This window comes from Kitasatospora sp. NPDC004289 (genome assembly GCF_053602875.1).
The window spans coordinates 1-12091 of sequence record NZ_JBSGEL010000130.1 but is presented as its reverse complement, the minus strand read 5'-3'; the positions used below and the strand labels follow the sequence as shown (position 1 = coordinate 12091).

Genomic DNA, 12091 nt, shown 5'->3' with positions numbered 1-12091 from the left:
AAGCGGCAGACCCTGCTCTTCTCGGCCACCATGCCCGGCCAGGTCATCTCGCTGGCCCGCCGGTACATGAGCCAGCCGACCCACATCCGCCGGGCCCGGTCGCTCCGCCCGCACCGGTGGCCGCGGCCCCGGTCGCCGAGACGCCCGCGCCGGTGGCTCCCGCGCCCGCCGTCCCGGCTCCGGCCCCCGCGCCCGCGCCCGCCGAGGTGGTCGAGACCGCCGTGCTGCCGCCGGTCACCGACCACGGCCAACCGGCGCCCGCCCCGGTCGAGTTGCAGTCCGCGCCGGCGCCCGTGGCCCCCGTGCCGCCCGCTCCGGTGCCCGCCCCCGCTCCGGCCCCCGCTCCCGCGGACGGGCAGGCCGTCCCCGGCCCGGTGCCGCAGCAGCCCGTCCAGGCCCAGCCGCCGCACCCCCAGGCGCCGCACGCCCAGCCGTCGCACGCCCAGCCCGGCCCGCCGCAGCCGCCGTACCCGCAGCAGGGCGGGGCCGTCCCGCCCGGTCCGCAGCCCGGGCCGTGGCCCCAGCAGCCGACGCACCCTCAGACCGCCCCGCCGCAGCAGCCGGTGGACCCGCGGCAGGGCGGCTGGCCGCAGGCCGTGCCCCAGCAGGCCGCACCGCAGCCGTACCCCCAGCAGCAGGTGCAGCAGCCGTACCCGCAGCAGGCCGTGCCGCAGGCACCGGTCGCCTTCCAGGGGCAGGGCCAGCAGCAGCCGATGGCGCACGGCGCCGCGCTCGGCTACACCGCGGCCGTGGAGCTCTCCTCGGACCGCCTGCTGCGCGGCCAGCCGAAGCAGCAGCGCGAGTCCCGGCTGAAGTTCGGCGGGAAGGCGGCCCAGGCCGACCGGGCCCGCAAGCTGGAGGTCATCCGCACCCCGGTGCTCTCCTGCTACCGGATCGCCGTCATCAGCCTCAAGGGCGGCGTCGGCAAGACCACCACGACCACCGCGCTGGGCGCCACGCTGGCCACCGAGCGCCAGGACAAGGTCATCGCGATCGACGCCAACCCGGACGCCGGCACGCTCGGCCGCCGGGTGAAGCGGCAGACCGGCGCGACCATCCGCGACCTGGTGACCGCCATCCCGCACCTGCGCAGCTACATGGACGTGCGTCAGTTCACCTCGCAGGACCTGCACTCGGGCCTGGAGATCCTGGCCAACGACGTCGACCCGGCCGTCTCGACCACCTTCAACGACTCGGACTACCGCCAGGTGATCCAGGTGCTCGGGCAGCACTACCCGATCATCCTGACCGACTCCGGCACCGGCCTGCTCTACAGCGCGATGCGCGGCGTGCTCGACCTGGCCGACCAGCTGATCATCGTCTCCACGCCCAGCGTGGACGGCGCCAGCTCGGCCTCCACCACGCTGGACTGGCTCTCCGCGCACGGCTACGCCGACCTGGTGCAGCGCGCCATCACGGTGGTCTCCGGGGTCCGCGAGACCAGCAAGATGATCAAGGTCGAGGACATCGTCGCGCACTTCCAGACCCGCTGCCGCGGCGTCGTGGTGGTGCCCTTCGACGAGAGCCTGGCGGCCGGCGCCGAGGTCAACCTCGCGATGATGCGCCCCAAGGTCCGCGACGCCTACTTCGAACTCGCCACCCTGGTCGGCGAGGACATCATGCGCGCCCAGCACGCGGCCGGCGGCTGGGGCCAGCCCCAGCAGCAGGGCGGCTACCCCCAGCAGGGCGGCTACCCGCAGCAGCAGGGCCAGCAGCCGGGCTACCCCCAGCAGGGCGGCTACCCGCCCCAGCAGGGCCAGCAGCCGGGCTACCCGCCGCAGGGCCAGCCCTGGGCCCCCCAGCAGCAGCCCCCGCAGCAGTACGGCTACCCGCAGCAGCCGCTGCCCCAGGAGTGGGCGCAGCAGCCCCCGCAGCAGCCCGGGTACGGCTACCCGCCGCCGCCCCAGCAGCAGCAGTAGCACCCGTCACGCCGGAGGGCGGCCCACCAGCTCGGTGGGCCGCCCTCCGGCGTACGGTCCGTCAGACCCCGGGCGAGAGTGCCGGGTCAGAGCGCCGAGTCGGTCAGCTCACGGGCCCGCTTCACGTCGTCGGCCATCCGGTCGAGCAGCGCCTCGATGGAGTCGAACTTCTCCATCCCGCGCAGGTAGGCCAGGAAGTCCACGGCCACGTGCAGGCCGTACAGGTCCAGGCCGACCCGGTCGATGGCATAGGCCTCGACCGTCCGGTGGGTCCCGTCGAAGGTCGGGTTGGTGCCGACCGAGATGGCCGCCGGCATCCGCTCGCCGTCGGCGGTCAGCCAGCCCGCGTAGACGCCGTCGGCCGGGACCGCGCTGTGCGCGACGGTGTCCACGTTGGCCGTCGGGTAGCCCAACTCCCGCCCGCGCTGGGCACCCTGGACCACCACGCCCTCGACCCGGTGCGGACGGCCGAGCACCTCGGCGGCGGCCTCCACCTCTCCCTCGGCGACCAGTCGGCGGGTCAGCGTGGAGGAGAACGGCACGCCGTCCCCGGCCGTGCCGCGCAGCTCCAGGTCGAGCACCTCCACCGCGAAGTCGTCCGCCCGGCCCAGCTCGGCCAGCAGCGCGACGTTCCCCGCCGCCTTGTGGCCGAACCGGAAGTTCGGGCCCTCGATGACCAGCTTCGCGTGCAGCGCCTCCACCAGGACGGTCCGCACGAAGGTCTCCGGGGACTCCTGGGAGAACGCGGCGGTGAACGGCAGCACCAGCACCGCGTCCACGCCCAGCCCCTCGATCAGCTCCGCCCGCCGCGGCTGCGGCGCCAGCAGGGCCGGGTGGCTGCCCGGCCGGACGACCTCGCTCGGGTGCGGGTCGAAGGTGACCACGACCGCCTTCACCCCGAGCTCCCGGGCCCGCTCCACGGCCCGGCCGATGATCAGCTGGTGGCCCCGGTGCACACCGTCGAACGATCCGATGGTGACGACGCTGCGCCCCCAGTCCCCGGGGATCTCCTCCAGGCCACGCCAGCGCTGCACCTGACCGCTCCTTGTTCCCGAACCGGCGTGCGGTCACCGCACGCCCTCGCTTCCTTACCGGACCCCTATAGCGTGCCATGCGCCCGATGCTGTGTCGGCACCGGAACCGCAGCTGCGCGCGGCGTCCGCACCAAGGCGCAGCGCTCGGCCTCCGCCGCCGCGTACTGAGGGTCCCGCCCGTCGGCCGCCAACAGCCGCATCCGGGTCAGCAACGGGCCACCGCACGGACCCGGCTCGTCCGGCGGCCAGTGGGCCAGCAGCCGGGCGAACCCGGCCGAGCGGCCCGCCCCGCGGACCAGCGCGGCGTCCACCCCGGGCCCGCCGCCCTGCGCCGCGATCCGCACCAACTCCCTGGTGCCGTCAGGCGGTTCGCCGTCATAGCGGGCCGCCAGCCGCTCCACCACCGGCACCAGCACCAGCGGGTCCCGCTCCTCGGCCAGCAGCGCGGCCAGCAGCCCGGTGGGGTGCTCCGGCTCGGTCAGCAGCAGCGCCAGCGCCGCGCGCAGCCCGGGCGGCCCGCCCGCCGCCGCGGCCACCACCGCCTCCGGACCGGCCGGGCCCGCCAGCAGTCCCACCAGGTGCTCGACGACCTGACCAGCCGTCCGCTCGCGGGCCGGGCCGCCCTCCCGCTCCGCGCGTTCCAGCAGCTCGGCGGCCAGGTCCAGGGCCGGACCGAGCAGCTCGGGGCCCGGCTGCCCGGCCAGCACCCGCAGCACCTCCGCCACCGCCGCCCCGGGCTCCGCCAGCCGCCGCCGGAAGGCCGCCAGCACCGGCCCCGGCTCGTCCGCCAGCACCGGGGCCAGCGCCTCGGCGGTGACGAAGGGATCGTCCCGCAGGAACGCCTCCAGCGCCCGCTCCAGGTGCCGCACCCGGCCCGCCGGCTCCCGCACCAGCAGGGCCAACGCCGCACCGTGCAGCGCCGGTTCCTCCTCCCGGGCGAGCAGCGTCCGGGCGGCGTGCCACAGCAGCTCGGCCCCCGTCCCGGCGGCGTACGGGGCCACCCGCAGCCCGTGCACCGCCGCCGCCACGTGCCAGTGCGGGCCCGGCCGGTGGCTCCACCGGTCCACCGCCCGGCACAGCGCCGAGGGCTCCTCCGCGGCCAGCCGGGCCAGCAGCGCGTCCGCCCGGGGATGGGCGGCGATCGCCAGACACTCCGTCAGGTCGTCCACCGCACCGTGCCGGTGCGCGAAGAGCAGGTCGTCCGCGAGGTCGCCCGCCGCACTGCCGCCGGTCTTCCGGTACCAGCCGCACAGCAGCGGCAGCACCTCCCGAGGCTCGGCAGCCAACAGCGCCGCCACCGCCGGACCGACCGGCTGACCCGCCGTCACCAGGCGCCGCAACAGCCCCACCCGGTCCTCCACCGGCAGCGGCAGCCCGGTCCAGAACCCCGGCTCCAGGCCGCCGCCACCGCGCTCGGCGATCCGCTCCAGCAGCTCCCGGTGCGCGGCGGGGCCGGCCCCGAACCCCAGCCCGTCCACCAGCAGCCGCCGCGCCCACCAACCCTCCTCCGGCCCCGGCGCCGTCTCCACCCCGCGCCACAACCGCCACAACCACCCGTCCAACCCCTGCGCCCCGTACCGCTCCGCCACCCGCCGCAGCGCCCACCCCACCACCCCGACCCGCCACCGCGGCACGCCTCCGGCGGGGACCGGGGCAGGGACGGAGGGCGAACCGGAGAACGGCGAAGCCGGGCCGGACGGGAGCTCGGAGACGGCCCGGGCGGAGCCGGCACCGGACGCGGAACCGACGGGGGCGGGGACGGAGGGGGAGCCCGCGAAGGGCGAAGTCAGGCCGGACGGGAACTCGGAGGCAGCCGGGGCGGAGCCCGCACCCGACGCGGAACCGACGAGGGCCTCGGCGGACGCGGACGCGGAGCCGGAGAACGGCGAAGCGGGGCCGGACGGGGCACCGGAGGAGGGCGGACCGCCCAGGCTGCGCGCGGGATCCTCCGACGGGCCGGAGCGGGCCGTGGCGCCCGGGCCGGCCGCGGCAGCGCTCCCCGCCGACCCACCGTCCCGCGCGCCACCGCCCGCCGTCCCGGACGCCACCCCTCGCCTCACCGACTCGTCGGGGTGGCCGTCCGGAGCGCCGCCCGCCGTCCCGGACGCCGCCCCCTGCCCCACCGACCCGTCCGGAGCGCCGTACGCCGCGCCGCCGCCTCCCCCCACCTCGCCGAGCAGCAGCCGCAGGGCCGCGTCCAGGTCGAGCTGGGCGGCCTGCAGCCAGTCCGCGAGGTCCTCGTGCGGGAAGCGGTAGCCGCGCCCCGCCGGGACGAGCAGCGGGACACCCAACGCCGCGCCGGCCCAGCCGCCCGCCGCCGGGAAGAGCTCGTCGAAGTCGGCCGCGTCCAGGGTGCCGTGACCGCTCGACAGCATCCGGCGGGCCACCTCCCGCAGCCGCTCCGCCACCACCCCCGCCCGCTCCCGTTCCCGGGCCTCCGCCAGCTCCGGGGACGGCCCGCCCCGCCGGTGCGCCCCCGCCCGCCGGGCGGCCCCGGCCGCCGCCACCGCCCGGGCCGCCTCCCGGCAAGCCCGCTCCAGCCAGCCCGCGTACAGCTCCGCCAGGTCCGCCGGCGCTCCCGTCTCGCCCGCCAGCCGCAGTGCCAGCGGCCGCCCGTCGAAGGGCTCCGTCCCGTACCGGCGGGCCACCCGGGCCGCCACCTCGGCGGGCAGCTCCCCCAGCCCGTGCACCGCCGCCCCCGCCAACCCCGGCCAGCCCTCCGGCCGGGCCGCCACCAACAGCCGCGCTCCGGCGAACGCGAGCCACTCCACCGTCCCCGCCAGCCACTCCACCGTGACGACGGCCGGCGCCTCCTCCAGCCCGTCCAGCAGCACCAGCAGCGGCCGCTCCGCGGCCGCACAGACCAGCAGCACCTCCGGCAGCCCCGGCTCCGGCACGCCCAACAGGCCCGCCGCCCGCCCCAGTTGGCGCTGGACCGCGGCGGCCGGAGTGGGCTCCCCCGCCAGCAGATCGGCCCCGCGCAGCCAGATCGTCGGCAGCGGCCCCGGCCCGCCCATCCGGCGGACCGCCAACGCCGCCAGTTCGGTGGAGCGCCCGCTCCCGGCCGGGCCGAGCAGCGCCGACACCACCGCCTGCGGCTCCTCCCCGGTCAGCCCGTCCGGGCGGTCCACCCGGTCGGCCGCCAGATCCGCGATCCGGCCCGGCCCGGCGCCGGCCGAACCGAGCTGCACCGAGGCCAGTTGGAGCACCCCACCGAGGTTGAGCGCCCGCCCGTGCGCGGGGGCTGCCTCGGCGTTCCTGGCCCGCAGCGCCGCCAGCTCCGGCCCGTCCAGCGGCAGCGCGACCGGCCGCGAACCCGGCCCCGGCGCCAGCACCCCGAGCACCGCCCCGCTCTCCGCGCACAGCACCGGCGCGCCCGCCGTCACCGGGCCGCGCAGCTGCGGCAGCTCCAGCTCCAGCACCCCGTCCGGACCGACCGCCCGCACGCCGCCCTGGAGCTGCGTCAGCTCCCACACCCCGGCGGCGAGTTGGCAGACGGTCAGCAGCCCGCTGCCCACCCCCGCCGCGATCGGCGGCGGCTGATCGGGCAGGCCCCCGACGCCCGCCGTGTGCAGCAGCGCCAAGCCCGCACCGGGCAGCTCCTCCACGCTCTCACGCCCGAGCACCCGGGCCTGCCCGCCCGCCGTGTGCAGCACCAGCTCCGCGACCCCCGCCACCACCTGACGGGCCGTCACCACGGTGCCCGACCGGTCCGCCACGAAGCCCAGCCCGCGCACCAGTCCGTCCGCCCCGCAGATCCGCAGCAGCACGACGCCCGCCCCTCGTCCCCGGCAACACCCGCCCGGTACCTGCCCGCTCCCACCCGGACCGCTACCGCCACTCACCTGAAGGGATGAACTTCACCGCGACCCGGCCACCCTCGAACCGTCCTCGAACCGCCCTCGGACCGCCCTCGGACCGCCCTCGGACCGCCCGGAGGGCGGTCAGGGGCGCGAGGAACTGCGCGAAATCGGAAGACGAAAACCCGTGTGCCGGGTACGGAGATCCACTTGCAAGTGAGCGTCCGTACCCGGCACACGGGTCGTTTCCTCCCGCAGCGCGCAGTTCCCCGCGCCCCCGGTATGACCAATTCCGTCCGCTGCCCCCGGCAGGGTGCGTCGTCAGCCCACGAAGACCGCGACCGGCTTGGCCTGGCCGGCCTTCTCCTCGATCAGGGCCAGGAAGCGCCCGTCCGGCGCGAAGACCGCGATCGGCCCGTCCACGCCCAGGCCCGGAGCCTTAAGGCGGGTCCCGTGCGAGAGCTGCTCGGCCTGCTCGGCGTCGACGTCCCAGCGGGGGAACGCCGCGGCTGCCGCGTCCCCGATCGCCAGCACCTCCAGCGGGGCGCCGTCCTCCCCCTTGACGGCCTCCTCCAGCTGCTCCAGCGTCCGCGCCGAGTCGAGCCCGTACGGCCCGACCTTGGTCCGCCGCAGGGCGGTCAGGTGACCGCCGACCCCGAGGCCCGCGCCCAGGTCCCTGGCCAGGGCCCGGATGTAGGTGCCGGAGGAGCACTCCACCGTGACGTCGAGGTCGATCACCGGGGTGCCGTCCTCCGCCACCGCCGCGCGCTGCTCGTGCACCACGAAGGAGTGGATGGTGGTCGGCCGCGCCGCCAGCTCGAAGTCCTCGCCCTCCCGGACCCGGGCGTAGGAGCGCTTCCCGTCGATCTTGATCGCGCTGACCTTCGACGGCACCTGCATGATCTCGCCGGTGAGCGCCGCGATCCCGGCGTCGATCGCCTCCCGCGCCACCGCGGAGGCGTCCGCCGAGGCGGTGACGTCGCCCTCGCGGTCGTCCGTGACGGTGGTCTGCCCGAGGCGGATCGTCGCCTCGTAGGTCTTCGCCGTGAGCATCAGGTGCCCGAGCAGCCGCGTGGCCCGCTCGACGCCGATCACCAGCACGCCGGTCGCCATCGGGTCCAGCGTCCCCGCGTGCCCGACCTTCCTCGTGCCGGCCAGCCAGCGCAGCTTGGCCACCACGCCGTGCGAGGTCAGGCCCTCCGGCTTGTCGACGATGACCAGTCCGTCCGGGCCCGTGCCTTTACGCTTCATCAGTTCTTTCTCTGCACCTAGTACTTACCAAGAAGAAGAAATCAGCCGTGCGCGCCCAGCGCCGCCCGGAACCGCCCGACCGTGGCGTCCACGTCCCCCCGCGCGGAGAACCCCGCCGCGAAGCGGTGCCCGCCGCCGCCGAGGTCCGCGCAGACCGCGGCCACGTCGACCTCGCCCTTGGCCCGGCAGGAGCCGCGCAGGGTGCCGTCCGGGTCCTGCTTGAGCACCAGCGCCACCTCGGCCTCGGCCGGGCGCCGCAGCACGTCGATCAGGCCCTCGATCTCCTCCACCGTGACGCCGTAGAGCACCAGTTCCTGGTACGGCACCCAGGTCCACACCAGCCCGCGGCCGCCCGCCGCGTCCGGCTCGTAGACGGCCCGGCCGAGCGCCGCGGCCAGCACCTTGAGGTAGCCGAAGGAGGAGGTGTCCCAGAGCTGACGGGAGATCAGGTCGTGCCGGATGCCGGTGGCCAGCAGCCGCCCGGCGAACTCGTGGGTGGCCGGGGTGGTGGCCGCGTACTTGAAGGAGCCGGTGTCGGTGGCCACGCCGGTGTAGAGGCAGGTGGCCAGCGCCTGGTCGAGCTCGACGCCGAGCCGCCGCAGCAGTTCGTCCACCAGCACGGCGGTGGCCGGGGCGGTGGGGTCGATCAGGCGGTGGGTGCCGAAGCCGGGGTTGGAGGCGTGGTGGTCGATGACCACCAGGGCCGGGGCGGCGAAGGCCTTGTCGTGCAGCAGGCCGAGCCGGCCGGTGGAGGCCACGTCGAAGCAGACCACCAGCGCGGGCACCTCGGGCACCTCGGCGGCCGGCACGATCAGCTCCTGGCCGGGCAGGAAGGAGAGCGACTCGGGGATCACCTGCGGGTCGTCGCCGAAGGACACCCGGACCCGGCAGCCGCGGGCCCGCAGCGCCAGCCCGGCGGCCAGCGCCGAACCGAGCGCGTCGCCGTCCGGGTTCACGTGGCAGATCAGGTCCACCTCGTCGGCCCGGCCGAGCAGCTCCACCACCCGCTGCCACTCGCCCGCCAGCGCGGGGGCCCCGGGCTCGCCCGCGGCCGACGACTCGCCGTCACCCGCGCTGCGCGGCCCGGGAAGCACCGCGAGGGCACCCTCCACCGTGTCGGTGGAAGATGCCCCCTGGCCGGCCTCGACCGGCTCGCCGGTCATGGCTACTCGTCCTCGTCGTCGCGCTCGGCGGCCGGCACCCGGTAGGGGTCGGCGTCCCCGGCGTAGGTGGCGCCGGCCGAGGCCGTGCGCACCGCGGCGTCGGAGAGCCGGGCCTTGTCGAGCAGGTCGTCGATGTTCTTCGCGTTGTCCGGCAGCGCGTCGGCGACGAAGGTCAGCGACGGGGTGAAGCGGACGCCGGTCTGCTTGCCGACCTCGGAGCGGAGCACGCCCTTGGCGCTCTCCAGCGCCGCGGCGCTGGCCTCCCGCTCCGCCTCGTCACCGTAGACGGTGTAGAAGACGGTGGCCTCGCGCAGGTCACCGGTGACCCGGGCGTCGGTGATGGTCACGTAGCCCAGCCGCGGGTCCTTGATCCGGCGTTGCAGGGTCTCGGCCACCACCACCTGGATGCGGTCGGCGAGCTTGCGCGCCCTTGCGGTGTCGGTCACGTTGCCTCCTCGTGCAGTGAGCGCGGTACCGGGACGGTCGCACCCGGTGCGGCCCTGGCCCCAACGTACCCGCCCGCGCCCGGCCTTGCGGGCGCTCTCGGTCCTCGTCGGTGTGACGCTCCCGACCGGCCGGCCGGACGTCCCACCTCAATCATCGTCGTCGCCGTGGTACCGCCTCCTCGCGGAGAGCAGCATCACCTCGGGGCGGCCGGCGACCAGCCGCTCACAGCTGTCCAGCACCTCGGTGACGTACCCGGCGTCGCCGGAGACGACCGCCAGGCCGATCTCGGCCCTGCGGTGGAGGTCCTGGTTCCCTACCTCTGCGGCGCACACGCTGTACTTGCGCGCCAGCTCGGCCACGATGGGCCGCACGATCGACCGCTTCTCCTTGAGCGAGTGCACGTCGCCGAGGAGAAGGTCGAAGGTGAGTGTTCCTACGAACATATGTGACAGGCCAGAGCCGGCCTGGGGGCCTCGAAGGAGTTGCCCGAACGGGCGTACCTGGAGGCTAACAGTGAGGCCGGGGCCGGTCGACGGGATTTGCACCCGTCGACCGGCCCCGGCTCACACCGCGTTACGCGCGGGGCTTCTCGCGCATCTCGTACGTCTCGATGACGTCCTCGACCTTGATGTCGTTGAACGAACCGAGCGTGACACCGGCCTCGAAGCCCTCGCGGACCTCGGTGGCGTCGTCCTTGAAGCGGCGCAGACCCTCGATGGTGAGGTTCTCGGTGATGACCTTGCCGTCGCGGATGAGGCGGGCCTTGGCGTTGCGGCGCAGCAGGCCCTCGCGGACGATGACACCCGCGATGTTGCCGAACTTGGAGGAGCGGAAGACCTCGCGGATCTCCGCGGAGCCGAGGCGCACCTCCTCGTACTCCGGCTTGAGAAGACCCTTGAGGGCGTTCTCGATCTCCTCGATGGCCTGGTAGATGACCGAGTAGTACCGGACGTCCACGCCTTCCTTCTCGGCAGCGGTACGGGCGCGGCCTTCGGCGCGCACGTTGAAGCCGATGATGATGGCGTCCGAGCCCATGGCCAGGTCGACGTCCGACTCGGTGATCGCACCGACGCCGCGGTGCAGCACCCGGAGCTCGACCTCCTCGCCCACGTCGAGCTTGACGAGGGCGTCCTCGAGGGCTTCGACGGAACCGGAGACGTCACCCTTGATGATGAGGTTGAGCTGCTCGATGGAGCCCGCTGCGATGGCCTTGTCCAGGTCCTCGAGCGAGATCCGGACCCGACGCTGCGCGAAGGCGGCGTTGCGGTCGCGGGCCGAGCGCTTCTCGGCGATCTGACGGGCCGTGCGGTCCTCGTCGACGACGATGAAGCTGTCGCCGGCGCGGGGCACCGAGGTCAGACCGAGCAGCAGCACCGGGCGGGACGGGCCGGCCTCGGCGAGGCTGTTGCCGTTCTCGTCCAGCATCGCGCGGACGCGGCCGTAGGCGTCGCCGACCACGATCGAGTCACCGACGCGGAGGGTACCGCGCTGCACGAGCACGGTCGCCATGGCGCCGCGGCCCTTGTCGAGGTGGGCTTCGATCGCGATGCCCTGCGCGTCCTGCTCCGGGTTGGCCCGGAGGTCGAGCGAGGCGTCCGCGGTCAGGACCACGGCCTCCAGCAGGGAGTCGATGTGCAGGCCCTGGCGGGCGGAGATGTCGACGAACATGGTGTCGCCGCCGTACTCCTCGGCCACCAGACCGAACTCGGTCAGCTGGCCGCGGACCTTGGTCGGGTCCGCGCCCTCGACGTCGATCTTGTTGACCGCGACCACGATCGGCACGCCGGCGGCCTTGGCGTGGTTCAACGCCTCGACCGTCTGCGGCATGACGCCGTCGTTGGCCGCGACCACCAGGATCGCGATGTCGGTGGACTTGGCACCACGGGCACGCATGGCGGAGAACGCCTCGTGACCCGGGGTGTCGAGGAAGGTGATCGGGCGCTCTTCGCCGTTCACCGTGGTGACGACCTGGTACGCACCGATGTGCTGGGTGATGCCACCGGCCTCGCCCGCCACCACGTTGGACTTGCGGATGGCGTCGAGCAGGCGGGTCTTACCGTGGTCGACGTGACCCATGACGGTGACCACCGGCGGACGCGCGGCCAGCATCTCCTCGTCGCCCTCGTCGGCACCGAAGTCGATGTCGAAGGACTCGAGCAGCTCGCGGTCCTCGTCCTCCCGGCTGACGATCTCCAGCTGGAAGCCCATCTCCTCGGCCAGCATCTGGAGCGTGTCGTCGGAGACCGACTGGGTCGCGGTGACCATCTCGCCGAGGTTGAACATCACCGAGACGAGCGCGGCCGGGTTGGCGTTGATCTTCTCGGCGAAGTCCGTCAGGGACGAGCCCCGCGACAGGCGAACGGACTGGCCGTTGCCGCGCGGCAGCACGACGGGCTCGGCCTGAGGCAGAGCGCCGGAGAGGACGGCGTCCTGGCGCTCGCGGATGAGGGCGTCGGCGGCCCGCAGCATCGCGACGG

The 12091-nt window shown here is 75.1% G+C and carries 8 protein-coding genes; 1 reads left to right on the top strand and 7 read right to left on the bottom strand.

Features of this window, described 5'->3' with window-relative positions; all coding sequences use genetic code 11:
* On the top strand, positions 1-1919 hold a 1919-nt coding region (locus ACWEPF_RS38755; protein ID WP_452176352.1), incomplete at its 5' end, for a MinD/ParA family ATP-binding protein.
* Between the two features lie 86 nt (positions 1920-2005).
* On the opposite strand, the gene ACWEPF_RS38750 is transcribed toward ACWEPF_RS38755, so the two are convergent.
* From ACWEPF_RS38750 to infB, 7 genes are all read right to left on the bottom strand, one after another.
* Positions 2006-2953, bottom strand: a complete 948-nt coding sequence (locus ACWEPF_RS38750; protein ID WP_452176351.1) for a bifunctional riboflavin kinase/FAD synthetase — start codon at positions 2951-2953, stop codon at positions 2006-2008.
* Positions 2954-3018: 65 nt separating this feature from the next.
* A complete protein-coding gene (locus ACWEPF_RS38745) occupies positions 3019-6723 on the bottom strand; it encodes a hypothetical protein (protein WP_452176350.1) in 3705 nt (1234 codons plus the stop codon).
* Between the two features lie 351 nt (positions 6724-7074).
* Complete coding sequence (truB, locus tag ACWEPF_RS38740) at positions 7075-8004, bottom strand: tRNA pseudouridine(55) synthase TruB (RefSeq protein ID WP_345285670.1); 930 nt, start codon at positions 8002-8004, stop codon at positions 7075-7077.
* 41 nt (positions 8005-8045) lie between these two features.
* Complete coding sequence (locus ACWEPF_RS38735; RefSeq protein WP_452176349.1) at positions 8046-9167, bottom strand: DHH family phosphoesterase; 1122 nt, start codon at positions 9165-9167, stop codon at positions 8046-8048.
* 2 nt (positions 9168-9169) lie between these two features.
* Complete coding sequence (gene rbfA / locus ACWEPF_RS38730) at positions 9170-9613, bottom strand: 30S ribosome-binding factor RbfA (protein WP_345285666.1); 444 nt, start codon at positions 9611-9613, stop codon at positions 9170-9172.
* Between the two features lie 147 nt (positions 9614-9760).
* Positions 9761-10057 (bottom strand): DUF503 domain-containing protein, encoded by a 297-nt coding sequence (locus ACWEPF_RS38725; protein WP_345285664.1) that lies wholly within the window; start codon positions 10055-10057, stop codon positions 9761-9763.
* Between the two features lie 130 nt (positions 10058-10187).
* A partial coding sequence (gene infB, locus ACWEPF_RS38720) for a translation initiation factor IF-2 (RefSeq protein WP_452176348.1) occupies positions 10188-12091 on the bottom strand: 1904 nt, incomplete at its 5' end.